We start from the raw sequence: 18,794 nt of genomic DNA, 5'->3' as shown, positions 1-18,794 counted from the left end.
GCTACTCGGTTAAAAATGGTACACCTCGATAGTGACTAATCAATTAAAACAAAAAAACAGCCGACAATCATAACTTACAGGACATTTTTTGAGAATGCTTGCAGCGTTAATAGAAACACTTTATTTAGCTTTGTCATTGGTTATGCTTTTTTGGCGGAACTGTGTTTATATTCCAACCAGCGATAGCCTGCTGTAGCAGTTGATCTGTGGTGATATCCTGCCAGCCTGTGATCGTGGGTTGATTTAAAAATGATAATGCATCAATAAGCAATGGTTTCGGATCACCCAGCGGGATCGGTTGGGCATGATTTTGCTTAGAAAGTTTATTTCCCTCTTTGTTTAGCACGAGAGGTAAATGCACGTAATCTGGCATTGTGAAATTTAAGTGCTGATACAGAGATAATTGGCGAACCGTGGGTTCGATTAAATCTGCTCCTCTGACAATTTCAGTAACGCCTTGGTAATTATCATCAATAACAACGACAAGATTATAGGCGAATAAACCGTCTTTGCGATGAATAATGAAATCCTCTTCCGCCATTGCAGTGGATACCGTGGTGTAACCTTGCAATTTGTCGTCAAAACCGTAAACCGGATGGTGTTGTTTTAGGCGAACAGCGGCATTGTGGTGGGGCAGGTGTAAATGCTGGCAGTGACCATCATAAAAACCGCCCAGTTGTTGAATACGCTGACGGGTGCAAGTACAGCAATAGCTATTTCCTTGCTGTTTTAACTGGTTAAGGATATCACGATAAGCTTCATGGCGCCGGGATTGATAGAGAACGTCGTCATCCCAGTAAAGACCGTAATGCTCAAGGACTTTTAATATTCGGTTGGTTGCACCGGGGACCTCTCGTGGAGGATCAATGTCATCGATGCGCATCAACCATTTTCCATGATTGGCTCTTGCTTGCAGATAACTGCCCAGTGCCGTCACTAAGGAACCGAAATGGAGATCACCTGAAGGGGATGGAGCGAAGCGCCCAATATATAACGAGGAACGTTCAGATCGAGTCATATAAGATCAATAAGGGGTATACGGCGCCATTCAGCGCCGTACTTAACCCAATCGGTTAGCCAGCCATTTGCTTTTCGCGAATTTCAGCTAACGTTTTACAGTCAATACATAAATCGGCTGTTGGGCGAGCTTCCAAACGGCGTATGCCAATTTCAACGCCACAGGATTCACAATAGCCGAAATCCTCCTCTTCGACCTTTTTAAGCGTTTTCTCGATCTTTTTGATCAATTTACGCTCACGATCCCGGTTACGTAGTTCAAGACTAAATTCTTCTTCTTGCGCCGCACGGTCAACTGGATCAGGGAAGTTTGCTGCCTCATCTTGCATATGAGATACAGTACGGTCTACTTCATCCCTGAGTTGATTGCGCCATGCTTCCAGAATCAGCTTGAAATGCTCTAACTGGGCATCGTTCATGTATTCTTCGCCTGGCTTTTCCTGGTAAGGTTCTACCCCAGCAATGGCGAGAATGCTCAAGGACGAGGTTTTACGTTTTTGCCCTTCTTGCATAATGCTTCTCCTTACACACGCACTATCAAACGACCCCCCAACAGTGGGGGGAAAAAATAGGCCGCTATAAATAGCAGATGACTGCGAGGTTGGCAATTGTTCCTGCCATTAGTTTTGCAATGGTGTGAAGGCAGCCATGTTTACTGCCTAAATATATTGCAAAACTACTTCCTCCAGCATGATTTGTTTACAAATTATCCCATTGATAAAAAAGGTAATTTGTCACTTAGAACCATTCTGTTCTCTATCATGTTGGCCCTATAACAGATTACTTCGACCCCTAAATTACAAGCTTGTTCCAAAAGACAAGCATAATCATGATCAATATGTTTTGCTGCCGCAACCTGATTGATTCCAGAATGTAAAACAGCAAATAACAGGACAGCACGCTGGCCTTGTTGTGCTATCAATGATAGCTCACGTAAATGTTTTTGCCCGCGAATTGTAACGGCATCAGGAAAATATCCATAATTATCCTGCAACAATGTCACTGACTTGACCTCAATATAGCAATCAACTCTTTGTTTTGACTGTAACAATAAATCTATACGGCTTTTCTCTTTTCCATAGCTTACTTCACGACTAATTTGCTCATATCCAGATAATTCCGAAATTACATTTTTTTCAATAGCCTGATAGGCCAATTCATTGGCTCTGAGTGTATTGACACAAATCCAGTGCCCAGTTTGAGTCTGTGTCATTTCCCAGCTATTCGGATATTTGCGTTTGGGATTGTCCGATGTGGAATACCACACGGTATCTCCCGGCGTAGCACAACCGGTCATTGCACCGGTATTGGCACAGTGTATGGTGAGCGTTTCTCCTTCAGGCGTAAGGATATCCGCGAGAAAGCGTTTATAGCGGCGAATTAAGGTGGCAGGCTTCAGGGGCGGTGAAAATTCCATAAATTTTCCTTCATAACCGGAGGTCAGTTGTCTTAATGATTTGAAATTCGATGAAATGAAATCAAAGGTGCCAATGCTACAATGGCACCTATTGAAAGTTAATTCATTATGGAGATCCTTTGTTACTATCCATTCATAACATCCCTATTCATAACGCCTCCATTCATGATGTCCCCATTTATGACGTTGTGGGATCCGTTATCGCTGAATTGCAATCATCAAAGCAGGTGTTGCTGCATGCGCCTACAGGTGCAGGAAAATCGACCGTATTGCCATTGGCGATATTGGATCAGGCACAGTTGGCCGGACGTATTATTATGCTGGAGCCGCGGCGTATTGCTGCGCGTAGTGTAGCAGAGCGCCTTGCCGAACAATTAAATGAACCCGTTGGCATGACAGTGGGTTATCGGATGCGATCGGAAACAAAAGTCAGTGCTTCTACATGTCTTGAAGTCGTGACTGAAGGTATTCTGACACGAATGCTTCAGCAAGATCCTGAATTGAGTGATGTCTCGCTTGTAATCCTTGATGAATTTCATGAACGCAGTTTACAGGCTGATTTTGCGTTGGCGTTATTGCTGGATGTGCAGGAAGGGCTGCGCGATGACCTGCGTATCTTGATTATGTCAGCAACACTGGATAATCAGCGGCTTTCCTCTTTACTGCCGGATGCCCCTGTAATTGTGTCAGAAGGGCGCAGCTATCCGGTCACGAGAGCATATCATCCGATTTCCGCTCATCAGCCTTTTGAGCAATCAGTCGCATCGGCGGTATTGCGGTTATTGCAGCAGGAGATGGGGTCACTGTTGCTGTTTTTGCCCGGTGTCGGTGAAATCCAGCGGGTGTTGGCGCTATTGGAAGGCAAGGTCGATGACGATACGTTGTTGTGTCCATTGTATGGTGCGTTATCTCTGTCAGATCAACGCAAGGCAATCTCACCAGCTCTAACGGGAATGCGCAAGGTGGTGTTGGCGACCAATATTGCAGAAACCAGTCTGACGATTGAAGGTATTCGTTTGGTGGTAGACAGTGGTCTTGAGCGCACCAGCCGATTTGAGCCTAAAAGTGGCCTGACACGCTTGATTACCCAGCGTATCAGTCAGGCGTCAATGATACAACGGGCAGGGCGTGCCGGACGATTGGAAGAGGGCGTTTGTTGGCATCTCTTTAGTCAGGAACAGGCAGAAAGGGCGACGGAACACAGTGAGCCGGAAATTCTGCATTCCGATCTTAGTGGCTTGTCGCTCTCCCTATTACAGTGGGGATGTCGTGACAATACCCAACTTCATTGGTTGGATAATCCACCGCAACCAGCGCTGGCTGTTGCCGCATCCTTATTGCTACGGTTAGGGGCATTGGATGATAACCAACAACTGACCGCCCGAGGTTGGCAAATGGCAGAATCCGGTAGTGAACCGCGTTTGGCGGCTATGCTATGTTCAGCTAGAGAAAAAAGTGTAGCTAAAGAACAGGGTACATCTAAAGAAGAAGGTCATGTGGTGCTGGCAACAGCAGCGAAACTGGTCGCCATTTTGGAAGAACCTCCGCGTCGTGGGCAACCAGATTTGACGTATTGGGTGATGTCAAACCAGCGTCACTGGCAGCAAAGGGCCAATCAGCTTATCAGGAATCTTGGTGGCAAGGTTGAAAAACAAGGCGCAGAGAACGTTAGCCCCGACCTTGTCCCTGAATTGCTGGTGCAGGGATTTCCTGATCGGATCGCCAAAAACCGTGATAATCTTGGGCGTTTTCAGTTAGCTAATGGGCTGGGTGTAGCATTAGAACGTGAAGAACCGCTTTCGGGAGAGGCTTGGCTGGTCACGCCTTCATTACAGCAAAGCAGTAAAAATCCTGATGCCCGCGTCTCGCTTGCCTGTCCATTGAACATTGAACAAACCATGCGGCAATACCCTCACCTGTTTACTCAACATACAGCCGTGGAGTGGGATGATAATAAAGGTTCGTTGCGGGCATGGAAGCGTTTGCAATGTGGGCGTTTAATCGTTAAAGCGCAACCTCTGGCAAAGCCTTCCGAGTCGGAATTGCAGGAAGCCTTGCTGAATTGGGTGCGGCAGGAAGGTTTGTCGGCCTTGAATTGGTCACCGGAGGCATTGCAGCTACGCATTCGTTTGCAAAGAGCAATAGAATGGCTCCCAGAACTAGAATGGCCTGCGGTTGATGATGAGGCTTTGCTTAATTCCCTTGAACAGTGGCTGCTTCCTACTTTAATGGGCGTTGGTGACTTGAAGGGGTTACACCAAATTGAATTGTCATCTTCCCTGATGGGTTTGCTTGATTGGCATCAGCGGCAAATACTGGATAATGAATTGCCTACTAATTACACTGTGCCAACGGGCAGCAGGATCACTATCCAATATTTCAGTGATAAGACACCAGTACTGTCAGTTAGAATGCAGGAGATGTACGGAGAGCAGCAAAATCCAGTATTGGCGAAAGGTCGAATTCCGCTTGTCATTGAATTGTTGTCTCCTGCCCATCGCCCATTACAGATCACACAAGATCTCGCTGCATTCTGGCGGGGGGCTTATCGTGAGGTGCAAAAAGAGATGAAGGGTCGTTATCCCAAACATTTATGGCCAGATGATCCTGCCAACACGGCGCCGACGAGGCGAGTGAAAAAATACATGTAATTACTTTAACTCAACTTCGATTTATCCAACTGAGTTGAATAAACATTGGGAGAATTCGGTATGTCTGATGATGATCGTCAGCCAATCGGACGCAAGGGTAAAAAATCGGGACTTCGTCGTGGGCGAACATCAAAAAAACGCAATCGGCGGGATAACTATGATGATTATGAAGATAATGATTTTGATGAGGATGAAGTCATGACTAAAAAAGGGAAAAAGCCCCGTCGATCCAAGCAAAAAGGGAATTGGGCCTTATGGCTGCTGTTAAAAATCTTTATTGTTCTGGTATTGCTCTTTGCTATTTATGGGTTTTATCTGGATAACAAAATTCGTGAGCGCATCGACGGAAAAGTCTGGGATTTGCCGGCTGCGGTGTACGGTCGCGTGGTCGACCTTGAACCGGGCATGAACTACAGCAAAAATGAAATGGTCCGATTACTGGAAGGTATGCAGTATCGGCAGGTGACCAAAATCATCGGTGCAGGGGAATTTGTTGTCAGAGGGAACAGTATTGAGATGCTGCGGCGCCCGTTTGATTTCCCTGATGGTAAAGAAGAGCAGATCTTGGCTCGTCTGACCTTTGATAACAACCACCTTTCCAGCATCGAAAATATGGAAAACCAGCGCCAGTTTGGTTTTTTCCGCCTTGATCCAAAATTAATCACCATGATGCAATCGCCGAACGGCGAACAACGGTTGTTTATTCCGCGCTCAGATTTTCCTGATTCACTGGTTCAAACCCTGCTGGAAACAGAAGATCGTTATTTCTATGAGCATGGTGGGGTTAGGCCGCTTTCCATTGCCCGTGCGGTATTGGCTAACCTGACGGCAGGACGCACAGTTCAGGGAGGAAGTACCCTGACACAGCAGTTGGTGAAAAACCTGTTCCTTTCCAATGAGCGTACATTGAGTCGCAAAGTAAACGAAGCCTACATGGCATTGCTGATGGATGCTCGGTTTAGCAAGGATCGTATCCTTGAACTTTACCTGAACGAAGTCTATTTGGGGCAGAGTGGTGATGAGCAGATTCGTGGCTTCCCGCTTGCGAGTCAGTACTACTTTGGTCGCCCGATTAAAGAACTCAGCCTTGATCAGCAAGCATTGCTGGTGGGTATGGTCAAAGGGGCATCTTGGTATAACCCGTGGCGTAACCCCCAAGCCGCGCTGGAGCGCCGTAACATCGTATTGCGAATCCTTTTTAGCCGACAACTTATTGATCAGAAAATGTATGATCTGTTGAGTGCCCGACCTCTTGGTGTAAAACCGAGAAGTGAATCGCTGACTCCACAACCCGCCTTTATGCAGTTGGTGCGTCAGGAATTGCAGGAAAAGCTGGGTGATAAAGTTAATAATCTCTCGGGCGTGAAAATCTTCACTACTCTCGATCCGGTTTCACAGGATGCAGCGGAAAAATCCGTGGAAGAGGGCATTGCTGAATTGCGGAAATCCCGTAATATGCCTGATCTGGAAGGTGCGATGGTTGTGGTTGACCGTATCAGTGGCGAAATCCGCGCGATGGTGAGTGGAGCACAGCCACAATATGCAGGATTTAACCGCGCATTGAATGCCCGTCGTTTGATTGGCTCGTTAGCCAAACCTGCAACTTATCTGACGGCGTTGAGCCAGCCGGATAAATATCGCCTGAATACTTGGCTGGCGGATGAACCGATTTCTATCCCGCAAGAGGGAGGCAAGCCATGGGAGCCGAGGAACTTTAGTCGTCAGTTCAGTGGCCGGGTTATGTTGATTGATGCATTGGCACGTTCAATAAACATTCCAACGGTTAATTTAGGGCTGGATATTGGGTTAGATCGTATTAGCAGTACGCTAGTCTCATTGGGGATTCCAGCCAAGGAAATCCGGCAGATTCCATCTATGTTATTGGGGGCGATTAGCCTGACGCCGATGGAAATGGCTCAAGAGTTCCAGACTATCGCCAGCGGCGGTAATCGAGCAAAATTGTCGGCTCTGCGTTCAATCCTTTCTGAAGATGGTACGTTGCTTTACCAGAGTTATCCACAGGCAGAGCGCGCCATTCCTCCACAAGCCGCCTATCTGACGCTGTATGGTATGCAGCAGGTTATCGCACGTGGTACAGGCCGATCACTGACCGCCCATTATGGCAAATACAATTTGGCAGGTAAAACGGGAACGACCAATGATCTTCGCGACAGTTGGTTTACTGGTATTGATGGCAAGGAAGTGGCGGTTGTCTGGACTGGACGTGATAACAATGGCCCAACTAAGTTGACGGGTTCGACGGGAGCACTGACGATTTACCGTCGTTATCTGGAAAATGAAACCCCGCTGATATTAAATAACCGCCCACCGGAGGGCATAGCGGATATGTCAATCAATGAAGATGGCAGCTTTAACTGTGAAGGCGGCGGTATCAGAGTATTACCGGTTTGGACTGATGATCCACAAGCCTTGTGCCAACAATTGGTGCAACAACCGATAGAGGAGAATCAAGAAAAAGCTCCGGGTTGGCTGCAAGAAATGTTCGGTCAGTAATAATGTTTGATTAGTAATAAAGTCTAACTCCCCGCATATTTGGCGGGGAGCTTAAGATACCTCAATATTCCAAAGCACATCACCTATCCAATAATCGTAAGTCAAACGTCTGAAACGCATCATCCTTGGGGGAATAGCCTAATACTTTTCTGGTTTGAGTGAGGTCGAGGCGTTTAAACCGGTTGTTGGAAATACCGTGGGCGATAAAGAAAGTGATACCTTCCGCTTCAATAGCACATGTGATCAACTGGACAGCATCCTCAGGACTCAGCCAGGCGCTCAGGTCTCGGGCATTTTTCAGCGCGTGATCCTCTTTAAATTGAAACGCCCCGATACGAAGTGCAACAGAAGAGAGGCCTTTTTGAGTTGCAAAATAAGCGCAGAGCGCTTCCCCATAGCATTTTGTGACACCGTAGACATTTGCAGGAGAGACTGCGATACCATCAGGTATTTGCTTATCGACTGGGTATCCTTCAATTGTTTGCGCACTGCTGGCAAAAACAAAACGACGGTATTGAGATTGAGAAGCCGCTTGAAGCAGGTAAGTCGTTGTTAAAATATTTGCTGGCAATAAATTCTCAAATTCAGCATCTGCGTGGGGAATACCAGCCAGATGAATAATATTTTCCGCATTGCTATTACTTACTAATTGCTGAGTAACAGAAGGATCAGATAAATCGGCGCAGATGAAGCGATGTGGAGCCTGAACGGGATAATCGGGATTTTTGTGATCCACTAGAGTAAAAATATAACGCTCCTGCATGGCCAGAAAAAAAGTCTGTCCTATACGATCACTTGCTCCGGTTAACAAAATAGTACGTTTTGACATTATTTTTCCTCTTTCAGAAACGAAATCAATCAAAAATTCTCATTCACAGCAGAACAAGCTCATTTCACGGAATTCAGTGAGCGAGGTTATTTTTTAACCTTATCTAGGGTACTAGACTAAACGTAACGTATCAATTAAAGCGGGTCTCAGTTCTATCATCCGCAAAAGTTTTAAACTGCTGCCTGCGGGGGTTCTTCGATATTGTTTCTAGAGAGGGAGATACACTTATTATTCTGAGTCTGTCAGTAAGTGAGACTGAAAATGTGAGTATTTATTTAAGACGCCACAGGAACGTTGGTGGTAGATAGTGGCGTCTGAGAAAGCGGGATCGCTTATTTTAGTTTAGCGAAGCTACGTGCTGCGGCATCAATGGTGCGCTGGATATCTTCATCAGAATGGGCGATGGACATAAATCCCGCTTCAAATGCAGATGGTGCGAGATAGACGCCTTCATCCAGCATTAAATGGAAGAATTGCTTGAAGCGCTCAACGTCACACTGCATCACATCCTGATAGCAAGTCACACTTTTTGCATCGGTAAAGAAAATACCGAACATGCCGCCAACGTGATTAACAACCAGTGGGATGCCTGCTTCTGATGCGGCTTTCTGCAGTCCCGCCGCCAAATTGTCGGTCAATTCGGTTAAGCGCTGATGCACACCAACTTGGGCGACTTCGATCAGGCAAGCCAGACCTGCCGCCATTGCGATTGGATTACCAGAGAGCGTTCCAGCCTGATAAATAGGGCCAGTTGGTGCCAGTTTCTCCATGATTTCCTGACGACCACCAAATGCGCCAACAGGCATACCACCACCGATGATTTTTCCCAGCGTCGTGATATCAGGTTCAACATCGTAATAAGCTTGTGCACCACCTAATGCAACACGAAATCCGGTCATCACTTCATCAATGATCAACAGGGCATTGAATTCATCACACAGCTTACGTAGACCCGTCAGGAATTCTGGCAGTGGAGGAATACAGTTCATGTTGCCGGCTACAGGTTCGACGATGATACAAGCTATTTCTTCCGGGTATTTTTCGAAAGCTTCGCGGACAGAATTCAGATCATTGTAGATGCAGGTCAGGGTATGTTTCGCAAAATCAGCCGGAACGCCCGGAGAGTTAGGCTGACCAATGGTCAGGGCACCAGAACCAGCTTTGACCAGCAGGCAATCGGCATGGCCGTGATAACATCCTTCGAACTTAATGATTTTGTCACGTTGAGTATAACCACGAGCCAGGCGGATGGCGCTCATCGTAGCTTCTGTACCTGAGTTCACCATGCGAACCATATCCATGGAAGGTACCAACTTTGTGACCAGTTCCGCCATCTCTACTTCGGCAGCGGTTGGTGCACCAAAACTCAGGCCCCGCTCTGCAGCTTCAATAACGGCATTGCGGATAGCGGGATGATTATGCCCCAATACCATTGGCCCCCAAGAGCCGACATAATCGATATAAGCATTATCATCGACATCATAAAGGTAGGCACCATTGGCACGTTGAATAAAGACAGGCGTACCACCAACACCGTTAAAAGCGCGTACAGGTGAATTGACACCGCCGGGGATCACATCTTTTGCCTGAGAATAAAGCGTTTCGGACTGGCTCATGAATAAAAGCTCCTGAAAGATAACGGTACAGATATGGGGATGCCATTCTAAAGCACCCTAATGGGGAAACCAAATCATCCTATATTTTACCGCTTTCAAGTTGCCGCTTTGTCGGCAGCGACATGCGCATTGTTACATTTGTGTGGCAAAACTTGAACGAATCAGTCAGGTATTGGATAATCGTTTTTAACTGACCAGAAAGTATCAAACGACTTTCCGAGAATTTTTGCCGGACAACCGGACTGGAGTAAAAATATGAGCGATGATGCAGTACTGCCTTTGCAGTTTACTGATGCCGCAGCCAATAAAGTGAAAGTGCTGGTTGCTGATGAAGAAAACCCGAACCTGCGTTTGCGGGTCTATATTACAGGTGGTGGCTGTAGCGGTTTCCAGTATGGTTTTACTTTCGATGACCAAATGAATGAAGGTGATATGACTATCCAGAAACAAGGGGTTGAGCTGGTGGTTGACCCAATGAGTCTGCAATATCTGGTAGGGGGTTGCGTAGATTATACAGAAGGGCTGGAGGGTTCCCGTTTTATCGTCACTAATCCTAATGCAAAAACAACTTGCGGTTGTGGTTCTTCTTTTAGTGTCTGATTGAGCTTCTGGCTATTGCGATAAATAGCCCCCTTTCCTTGTAATAGGAGTCAGGAGGGAGGCTATTTTGCAGAATATGACCGTAGTATTCATTGTACCTATGACGAAATCAATTGCGGTTGGCGGGACTTTTTAATAATACTGACTACCAAGCCAGACATAATGAAAAATGCCCCCAGTGTTCCCAACCAGCCTAACGTTTCCCCGATAAATAGGAACGCAAACAGTGTCGAAAATAACGGCTCACTGGTTTCAGTTATTTGCACGCTACTCGCTTCTCCTTTTTCTACTGCCTTAGTCGTGAAATAGAATCCCCCGATTGATGGTAGCAACACCAGCCCCAAAATTGTCAGCAATGCGATACCGGAAGGAATTTGTAATCCTTCATGTATTGCAGGAATGGCGAGGTAAATGCTGCCAAAACCAAACAACCAGACCAGAACAGAAATCCCGCTGCCAATGTTCATCAGTTTTGAGAGAAAGATAAACAGTGCATAGCCTAATCCGCCCAATAAGGCCAATACTACGCCTGTATAACTGCCATCAGTTTGTTCCGCGAAATTAAAGAGGCAATAAACGCCTACCATAATTAACACAAATGATAAGCATTTATTAATACCAATTTTTTCTCCCAGAAACAGTGAGGAAAGAATTATTGTAATGCCTCCAGCCGCATAGACCAGAAAAGAGACTAACGGAATGGGGGCTTCCTTGAATGCCCAAGTTTCGAAGAAATATAGGCAAAAAATGCCAAAGAAAGCGAGTATGGCAAATTGGAGGCTTTTATGTCGTAAAGACAAAAAAGTACGCCGTTCAGAAGGGCTTGTCAGGCAATATACCAGCAGTATCAGAAAGGCAATCAAACACTTCCAGAATGCAACCTGATGGTGGCTGATCCCTGAATTTAACCCGAAATGGGTAAATGTGCCGATTGTGCCGTTAAGTATGGCTGCTGTGAGAGCATAGAACTCAGCCCTTTGGTAAAAAGCATTGCTCATATTTTTGGAATCCATCCAGATAAGAATTTATAATCATAAAAAGTTAATATATTTTATTTGTATCGTGAAGTTATTAGTTCTTTTGTATAGAGAAAGCTGTGCATCTATAAATAACAAAGGCCACATACAGTGTGACCTTGATGAGAATATAAATCATGTTTCGGTAGGATTACTTAGGTAATATACCGTATGACTGTAAGTTACTAGTTTGTTTAATAAATTGGTTGTAATATCCATTTTCTGCCACAGTGTTGTTTGTAGCATTTTTGGTATCCGCTTTGACTAAATCTATAACGGTTTGATGGATCTCTTTCTTCAGTTTATCGTGAATATCAGGATCGTCAGACTCTTTAATTTTGTTTAATAAGGAAGTCAGTTTTTCTGCTTCTTTCTGGACTTCATCGTGTTTAAACTGAGGTTTTGGGATCGTATAGTCGAACACCATATTGACGGTGTCGTTATTTTCATCACCCACAGATGTCGGAGCTAAGTTTTCACCGTAATCTGATACGAAGTAATTCAGCAGTTCCGGTTTATCAAAGCATTTTGATTTTATGTTGCCCACTGATTGTTTATTACTGGTGGTAATTTCAGCCGGAAATGGTTTCCCCAACGGGTAGCTGCACTGGAAGAGATTACCGTCAATTACAGTTGCGGTGCTGCTTCTCAGCGGCATTTCAAGCTCATGCCCGTTAATCGTGACTTCATACACCGATGGCTTAAAGCGATCGGCCTTACCTTCAACGGCATACACTTCAGATAGCGTGTAATAGACATAATTGTTGGGATTGATAATCCCGCCTTTATTGATGTCAAATACCATGAAGCTGAATTTATTGCCATTACTGCCCTGTATGCTGTGCATACCCGGCGACAGTTTGACACTACCATTAGCACCCGGCTCAAGCGTGTAATCTTTATCATCTACTTTAAACGTGATGCTGCTGCTGGTCGGGTTACTATAATAGAATTCGTTTTTCTTGCTATCCGGATCCAATAGGTCACAGGCGGAAAGAAGTAATACCGCGCTGCTTAGCATCCCCAGTTTTAAAAATGTTTTCATTGATAACCATCCATAATAAGAAAATATTTTTTTCTGAAAAAGGCATTATAAGTTAAAAATATCTTTTTTTATCCACTCATTAAAGTGCTTAAAGACGGTATTTCATTTCCTGGATTCGGACAATAAATCTCGCCAAGTACACCCGTTCTTATATGATAAAGAACTCCTGTGAAAGTTTGGTGGTGCACTACTTAGCGATAAATAAATTTACCAATATCTTTTGTAAGAGAATAAATTTAGGTCAAGTTCTTTCTCTATTTTGTATCAATCAGCACATAAATTATTGACAATAAAATTAATGGATTATGTATTTTTATCGATTGGTATGTATTTTTATGCAGTTTTGCTTTTTAGAGAATTGAATATACATGATAAACAGGAACTTTAGTTATGAATATCGCCTCTATTCACCATCCAAGAGATTATTTTTCACTGGGTGATTTAATTGCTGACAAAGTTGCTCTGCTGCCAGAATGATCCTTGGCCCCGCACGGCTAAACCAGTCATCATTCAATATGATAATCCTGACACTCAGATGTGGCTGCCAAAAATCCGCGACCTGCTGTTTTTGTTCTTCTTTTCCGCCCATAACAATCACTGTTGGTTTGCGGGTAAGCACTTGCTCACGGTTAACCTGCGGCCACGGTACATGGCTATCAGCAAAAATATTTCTGCCGCCGCAAATGGAGACGATTTCGCTTTGGATGGTGTGATTGGATGAGGTAAAAATCGGATGCATGCCAAACTGTAAAAATACAGGCTTGGGATCTACATTGGTATACGTTTGTTTTAATTGACTGAATCTCTCTTGCATATCGGCGGCCGATTTTTTAGCAATATTCGGATGTGGGCTATAAGCCGCAAGTTGTTCTAATTCTGTGGCGACATCTTCTACTTTTTTTACGTCAGAATAAAAAATCGGGATACCCAAAGCTGCGAGTTGTTCGAGCGGGCGCTGGGGATTACCGCCTCGCCATGCCAAAATCAGGTCAGGTTTTAGGGCAATAATCCGTTCAATATTGATGCCTTGCCAGTCAGCAACTTGTTCCAGTTTTTTGGCGGCTTCAGGATAATCAGAGTAAGCACTTACTGCGACAAGTTGTTCACCGAGTCCGGCTGCATAAGCCAGTTCTGTCGTTGATGGAGCAAGGCTGATAACGCGGGATGCAGATGCATAAAGTGGAGCGTTGAAACTATATAGAAAACTGTACAGAAAGAATAAGATACCCAGCCAAATGAATCGCTGGGGGGATGTTTTCAAAAATGATTTCATAACCAATGCTCCACTTTAAATGATGGTTTATTGTTTACTGAATTCAGTCAGCATGGCATTGATCATTCGTGTAGATTCACGTGCCGCGACAACCAAAAACTCATCAAAGCTGATATGGGATTCCTGATCGGCAACGTCAGAAATAGCGCGAACGACGACAAATGGTACTTTGTATTGGTGACAGACATGACCAATGGCCGCCGCTTCCATTTCCACCGCAGCAACTTGTGGGAAAGTAGCTCGAATACGTGCCAATGGCTCTGAACCATTGATAAAAGCATCGCCACTGCAAACCAGACCACGTACCGCGTTCAAATCAAGAGATTGAATGCATTTTTCTGCCAGAGCGATTAATTGTTCGTCAGCGATAAAAGCAGGTGGACATTGCGCCATCTGGCCGGGGACATAGCCAAAAGCGGTGAGATCGGCATCATGATAGCGAACTTCTTCGGAAACCACGATATCTCCCACTTTCAGTTTGGGATCAAGGCCACCCGCTGAACCGGTGTTAATAACAATGTCTGGCTGGCAATGTTCAATTAATAACGTTGTTCCAAGTGCGGAGGAGACTTTACCAATGCCGGATTTCAGCAGGGCGATATCAACGCCATTCAATTTGCCGGTATAGATTTCACATCCGCCACGTGACAACGTTTGTAGACCTTCAATTTGATCGCGCAGCAATGTAACTTCTTGCTCCATTGCACCTATTACACCTACTTTCATTGTGTCATACTCACTTGTGATTAATGGATGGGTGCCTATATTAAGAGGCTGATTTAATCGGCAAGTGTATCATTGAATGGCCGTTGACCGGAGAGTCTAACTTTAAATAATCGTTTCATTTGGTAATGGAGGTTTAATGTCTAATATTGATTTCAAGCAGAAGTTAAATTACCAGCGTAAGTTCAGTAAATCTTCTATTCATCCAGATGATGAAGAGCAGGTGACCCGTCAATTTGAAAGTGATCGGGGGAGGATTATCAACTCCGCCGCGATTCGGCGATTGCAGCAGAAAACGCAGGTCTTTCCCCTTGAGCGTAACGCTGCTGTACGGAGTCGGTTGACTCATTCTCTTGAAGTACAGCAAATAGGACGCTATATCTCGAAAACGATTATTTCGGAGTTGGCGAAGCAAGATTTGCTGAAAGAATACGGGCTAAGTGAGCGTTTACTTGCATTTGAAAGCCTGATCGAAATGGCCTGTTTGATGCACGATATTGGCAATCCCCCATTCGGACATTTTGGCGAAGCGGCGATTAAAGATTGGTTCTCCCGCAGATTAGATCCCGATTATTCGCGAGCAGCCTCTGATAGCACCGAACGCCAAGATGGTTGCCAAGTGACGGCATTGCTCTTAACCGGTGAAGAAAAGAAAGATCTGTTCCGTCGGCAATTGCGTAAAGATTTATGCCAGTTTGAAGGTAATGCTCAAGCGATCCGTTTGGCACATAATCTACTCCGGCTGAATCTCACGTATGCTCAAATCGGCTGTATTTTGAAATATACTTGTCCAGCCTATCGTCTTGAAGATATTCCCGAAGAATTCAATTATCTGATGAAGAAAAAAGGTTATTACTGGTCAGAAGACAGTTTTATCCGCGAATTGAAAAAAGAACTGCAAATGGGGGATTTTTGCCGTTTCCCGCTGACATATATCATGGAAGCCGCCGATGACATCTCGTATTGCATTGCTGATCTGGATGATGCGGTTGAAAAGGGGATTTTTAATGTCGATCAGTTGGTGGAATACCTGAAAGAAGAGTGGGAAGAGAATGGTGGGCACAATAAAGGTGATTTGTTCGAATCGACGGTGATTCAAGCCTATAAGAAAACGTCCAACAACGAAGCCCGTCGCAATATTCACGAACAATTTTTTATGTACCTGCGGGTATTTATTACGGGTAAGTTGGTTCCTTATACCGCTAAGCTGTTTATTGAGAATCTGCCGGAAATCTATGCCGGTACATTTAACCACGCTTTATTGGAAGGAGGTGGAGATAAACACCGTTTATTGAGGACGTTGAAAAGTGTCACGCGCAAACGGGTTTTTAATCATCCTGAAGTGGAAGAGCTGGAATTACAAGGTTACCGGATTATTAATGGCTTACTTGACGTTTATAGCCCCTTACTGGCATTGTCACGGCAAGATTTTATCGAACTGAATCAAAATAATTTCCACAAAAAATACTTTATTGAAACCCGCCTTCTGCACAAACTTTCGACTAAGCATCGTCTGGCTTATGCCGAAGCTGTGGAGGGAATTATTGCCACTGATGAAGCCGAAAAAGATATCATCGAATTTTATTATCGGGCGCGTCTGATTCAAGATTACATCAGTGGTATGACTGACCATTATGCTTACGAAGAATACCGGAAGTTTATGGTAACAAAGTGAGCCGGGTAGTTTTTTTGAATATCTCGGGAGCTGCTGCGATCACATGATCAATTTCATCCAGAAGCTCCAGTAACTCCGGTTCCAGATCTACCAGAGTGAGGTTTTGCTGAAGTTGTTTTTCGACAAATCCGCAAATTGCTTTCAGTTTAGGAACACCATTGTAACAGCAACTGCCGTGTAATTGGTGAATCTGATGTTGAAAGTATTTGCGAGTTGCGCAATCATCAGTCGCTAAAGCCTGTTCAATCATATTCTTCATTTTAGGTAATGATTTTACCAACATTTCCAGCATCTCCTGTGCTAATGATTCTTTACCTGCGGTTTGCTTCAGGGCCATTTTCCAATCAATAGATGGTGATTTTTTCTGTTGGCTGTATTGATTCAACAATGTTTTCAGGCGGTTTTCATCTAATGGTTTGGAGAGACAGTCAATAAATAGTATTTGTTTGCTATTTTTTGTTTTATAAAAATTTTTTGTCTCATGAAGTTTTTTGTTTTCATGAAAGTTACTAGCTTCGCAGTAGGAGAAAGCGGTGACAGCAACAATGGGGGTCTCTTTATGCAGGGGTAATTGATGGATCTGTTCAGAGGTTTGAATTCCGTCCATATCTGCCATCTGGATATCCATTAAAATCAGATCCAGTGGCTGTTTTTGCGCTATCTCCAGTGCTTCTATGCCACTGCTGCACAGCAAGATATTTTCAACTTGTTCACTCAGTAGAGTGCCAATTAATTTCAGGTTAGCGGGATTATCATCTACTGCCATCACAGTCATGGGCAAACGCGGTGCTACCGAAGGAATGGATAGCTGCTTTGATAATGAACCCAATAAAAGCTCTTCTTTTTCCAACCAGATATCAAAATAAAAAATCGTACCCTTGGTGACTTCACTGGTAAAATCAATCTTTCCTTTCATTTCATTAACCAGCCTTTTGGTGATGCTTAAACCCAAACCGGTTCCGCCATAATGACGGGTAATACTGGCATCAGCTTGATTAAAAGCCTGAAACAGAATTGGGCGATATTCGGGTCTAATACCGATCCCCGTATCGGTCACAGTACAAGCAATCTGCACGAGATGGTGCCGTTGTTGGCGTAATTTAATATCCAGGGTCACACTGCCTTTGTCCGTAAATTTAATGGCATTGCCGATCAGGTTAGTGAATATTTGCTGCAAACGAATGGGATCACCAATCATCAAGTTAGGCAGTTTGTCATCAATAGAATGATACAGCGGCAGATTTTTCACATTGGCGGCAGGTGTTAGTAGCTCGATCACTTCATTAACGGTATCCCGCAGTAGGAAAGGGACTTGATCCAAAACGAGTTTATTTGATTCCAGTCGTGAGAAATCCAGAATGTCATTGATGATTTTTAATAGATTATTGGCAGAACGATCAATGACATATAAATATTCCATCTGTTGAAGCGTAATCGGTGTTTTTAACATCTGACGAGTAAAGCCAATGACACCATTCAGAGGGGTGCGTAATTCATGGGACATATTCGCCAGAAACTCTGTTTTGATCTTGACCGCTTCCTGTGCCCGTTTTTTGGCGATAGTCAGTTCAACATTTTGGATTTCTAACTGTTCCATCGTAATTTGCAGATCGGAAGTGGCTTGATCAATATGCAATTGCATCTCGTTTTTATATTTGGACAGCGATTCCGCCATGGTATTGATACCATTCTGAAGAGCAGCTAACTCCCCCGGCATGGCACCGGTTATTCGACTGTTCAATTGCCCTTGTCGGATGAGGTTAACGGCTTTTACCATACAATCCAGAGGCTCTGTGACTTTACGTACCAAAATGTGGGCAAACAAGGCGGTTCCCCCGAGACAGAGGATCAGCAGAATGATAGACGTGGCAATTTCTTTGTATTGTTGAAGTTGTGCCGCCCGTAGATCCAAATCAATGGCAATATATCCGATGGGTTTACTATTGTTGGTCGTATTATGCCATTCATGGAAAGAAGCGGTTTCCGAAACAATCGGCATTTTCAGGATGATACTGTTACTGTCCTCTTCCTTAGTCAATTTCGTCGGAATAGGATCATTTGGGCTGAGCCGTAGCTGATTCACATCATATTTATCATTAGAGATTTCAAATAATTTATGATGTTCATCAAAAATGGCAATGGCCATGACGATTTCAGAATTACGGCGATGTAGCCTATTTATCAATGATTTGACGCGTTGACGATCATCCAGATTGATCCCCACTTCGCTGGCAATAGATAAAGGTTCAATAATACTAATCCCACTACGGACTATTAGGCTCTTCAACTCGTAATAGCGGTATGAGATAAATGATATACTAACAAGCGTTCCGACCAGTAACACAGGAACCAATATCAGGCTCATCATACGGGTGCGTAGGCTATATTTGGTCATAAGCGTCCATTGTGGGAAAATCA

Annotated in this window: 14 protein-coding genes; 4 read left to right on the top strand and 10 right to left on the bottom strand. The window is 44.4% G+C overall.

All coding sequences use genetic code 11. The features are described 5' to 3' along the window. Positions 1–133: 133 nt before the first annotated feature. From gluQRS to sfsA, 3 genes are all read right to left on the bottom strand, one after another. Positions 134–1,018, bottom strand: coding sequence for a tRNA glutamyl-Q(34) synthetase GluQRS (gene gluQRS, locus Xhom_RS15320; protein ID WP_069318161.1), 885 nt, complete (start codon positions 1,016–1,018; stop codon positions 134–136). A 55-nt stretch (positions 1,019–1,073) separates the two neighbouring features. Further along, positions 1,074–1,529: an RNA polymerase-binding protein DksA gene (dksA, locus tag Xhom_RS15315; RefSeq protein ID WP_069318162.1), complete on the bottom strand. Its 456-nt coding sequence runs from the start codon at positions 1,527–1,529 to the stop codon at positions 1,074–1,076. Positions 1,530–1,723: 194 nt separating this feature from the next. After that, positions 1,724–2,434 carry a DNA/RNA nuclease SfsA gene (gene sfsA, locus Xhom_RS15310; protein ID WP_069318163.1) on the bottom strand — a complete coding sequence of 237 codons (711 nt, stop codon included), beginning with the start codon at positions 2,432–2,434 and terminating at the stop codon, positions 1,724–1,726. 161 nt (positions 2,435–2,595) lie between these two features. Here sfsA and hrpB point away from each other — a divergent pair, with 161 nt between their 5' ends. Both hrpB and mrcB read left to right on the top strand, forming a co-directional pair. Continuing rightward, a complete protein-coding gene (gene hrpB, locus Xhom_RS15305; RefSeq protein WP_069318577.1) occupies positions 2,596–5,085 on the top strand; it encodes an ATP-dependent helicase HrpB in 2,490 nt (829 codons plus the stop codon). 60 nt (positions 5,086–5,145) lie between these two features. Continuing rightward, entirely contained in the window at positions 5,146–7,599 is a 2,454-nt protein-coding gene (mrcB, locus tag Xhom_RS15300) for a bifunctional glycosyl transferase/transpeptidase (RefSeq protein ID WP_069318164.1), read from the top strand. Between the two features lie 79 nt (positions 7,600–7,678). Here the strand turns inward: mrcB and Xhom_RS15295 are convergent, their stop codons facing one another. After that, on the bottom strand, positions 7,679–8,428 hold the full coding sequence (locus Xhom_RS15295) for an NAD-dependent epimerase/dehydratase family protein (protein WP_069318165.1): 750 nt from the start codon (positions 8,426–8,428) through the stop codon (positions 7,679–7,681). Between the two features lie 332 nt (positions 8,429–8,760). Continuing rightward, positions 8,761–10,044 carry a glutamate-1-semialdehyde 2,1-aminomutase gene (hemL, locus tag Xhom_RS15290; protein WP_069318166.1) on the bottom strand — a complete coding sequence of 428 codons (1,284 nt, stop codon included), beginning with the start codon at positions 10,042–10,044 and terminating at the stop codon, positions 8,761–8,763. 255 nt (positions 10,045–10,299) lie between these two features. Between hemL and erpA the strand changes: the two genes are divergently transcribed. After that, positions 10,300–10,644, top strand: coding sequence for an iron-sulfur cluster insertion protein ErpA (erpA, locus tag Xhom_RS15285; protein WP_069318167.1), 345 nt, complete (start codon positions 10,300–10,302; stop codon positions 10,642–10,644). A gap of 98 nt (positions 10,645–10,742) precedes the next feature. Here erpA and Xhom_RS15280 read toward each other — a convergent pair whose 3' ends face one another. From Xhom_RS15280 to mtnN, 4 genes are all read right to left on the bottom strand, one after another. Next, the gene (locus Xhom_RS15280; RefSeq protein WP_069318168.1) at positions 10,743–11,642 is read right to left on the bottom strand and encodes a DMT family transporter; all 900 of its coding nucleotides are present in this window, start codon (positions 11,640–11,642) and stop codon (positions 10,743–10,745) included. A 169-nt stretch (positions 11,643–11,811) separates the two neighbouring features. Then, on the bottom strand, positions 11,812–12,705 hold the full coding sequence (locus Xhom_RS15275) for a hypothetical protein (protein ID WP_069318169.1): 894 nt from the start codon (positions 12,703–12,705) through the stop codon (positions 11,812–11,814). A 403-nt stretch (positions 12,706–13,108) separates the two neighbouring features. Continuing rightward, on the bottom strand, positions 13,109–13,978 hold the full coding sequence (btuF, locus tag Xhom_RS15270; RefSeq protein ID WP_084023267.1) for a vitamin B12 ABC transporter substrate-binding protein BtuF: 870 nt from the start codon (positions 13,976–13,978) through the stop codon (positions 13,109–13,111). Positions 13,979–14,005: 27 nt separating this feature from the next. Further along, a complete protein-coding gene (mtnN, locus tag Xhom_RS15265; protein ID WP_069318170.1) occupies positions 14,006–14,704 on the bottom strand; it encodes a 5'-methylthioadenosine/S-adenosylhomocysteine nucleosidase in 699 nt (232 codons plus the stop codon). Between the two features lie 136 nt (positions 14,705–14,840). Here mtnN and dgt point away from each other — a divergent pair, with 136 nt between their 5' ends. Then, positions 14,841–16,376, top strand: coding sequence for a dGTPase (gene dgt / locus Xhom_RS15260; RefSeq protein WP_069318171.1), 1,536 nt, complete (start codon positions 14,841–14,843; stop codon positions 16,374–16,376). Here dgt and Xhom_RS15255 read toward each other — a convergent pair. Next, positions 16,360–18,771 carry an ATP-binding protein gene (locus Xhom_RS15255; protein ID WP_069318172.1) on the bottom strand — a complete coding sequence of 804 codons (2,412 nt, stop codon included), beginning with the start codon at positions 18,769–18,771 and terminating at the stop codon, positions 16,360–16,362. The genes dgt and Xhom_RS15255 overlap by 17 nt on opposite strands. Between the last annotated feature and the right edge of the window lie 23 nt (positions 18,772–18,794).

This window comes from Xenorhabdus hominickii (assembly GCF_002632725.1).
Lineage (GTDB): Bacteria > Pseudomonadota > Gammaproteobacteria > Enterobacterales > Enterobacteriaceae > Xenorhabdus > Xenorhabdus hominickii.
The sequence above is the reverse complement of the archived record's forward strand: the minus strand, read 5'-3'. Positions and strand labels throughout refer to the sequence as shown.

Coding starts and splice junctions, on each gene's coding strand:
- gluQRS (WP_069318161.1), bottom strand. CDS start 1,018: ATGACTCGATCTGAACGTTCCTCGTTATATATTGGGCGCTTCGCTCCA.
- dksA (WP_069318162.1), bottom strand. CDS start 1,529: ATGCAAGAAGGGCAAAAACGTAAAACCTCGTCCTTGAGCATTCTCGCC.
- sfsA (WP_069318163.1), bottom strand. CDS start 2,434: ATGGAATTTTCACCGCCCCTGAAGCCTGCCACCTTAATTCGCCGCTAT.
- mrcB (WP_069318164.1), top strand. CDS start 5,146: ATGTCTGATGATGATCGTCAGCCAATCGGACGCAAGGGTAAAAAATCG.
- Xhom_RS15295 (WP_069318165.1), bottom strand. CDS start 8,428: ATGTCAAAACGTACTATTTTGTTAACCGGAGCAAGTGATCGTATAGGA.
- hemL (WP_069318166.1), bottom strand. CDS start 10,044: ATGAGCCAGTCCGAAACGCTTTATTCTCAGGCAAAAGATGTGATCCCC.
- erpA (WP_069318167.1), top strand. CDS start 10,300: ATGAGCGATGATGCAGTACTGCCTTTGCAGTTTACTGATGCCGCAGCC.
- Xhom_RS15280 (WP_069318168.1), bottom strand. CDS start 11,642: ATGAGCAATGCTTTTTACCAAAGGGCTGAGTTCTATGCTCTCACAGCA.
- Xhom_RS15275 (WP_069318169.1), bottom strand. CDS start 12,705: ATGAAAACATTTTTAAAACTGGGGATGCTAAGCAGCGCGGTATTACTT.
- btuF (WP_084023267.1), bottom strand. CDS start 13,978: ATGAAATCATTTTTGAAAACATCCCCCCAGCGATTCATTTGGCTGGGT.
- mtnN (WP_069318170.1), bottom strand. CDS start 14,704: ATGAAAGTAGGTGTAATAGGTGCAATGGAGCAAGAAGTTACATTGCTG.
- dgt (WP_069318171.1), top strand. CDS start 14,841: ATGTCTAATATTGATTTCAAGCAGAAGTTAAATTACCAGCGTAAGTTC.
- Xhom_RS15255 (WP_069318172.1), bottom strand. CDS start 18,771: ATGACCAAATATAGCCTACGCACCCGTATGATGAGCCTGATATTGGTT.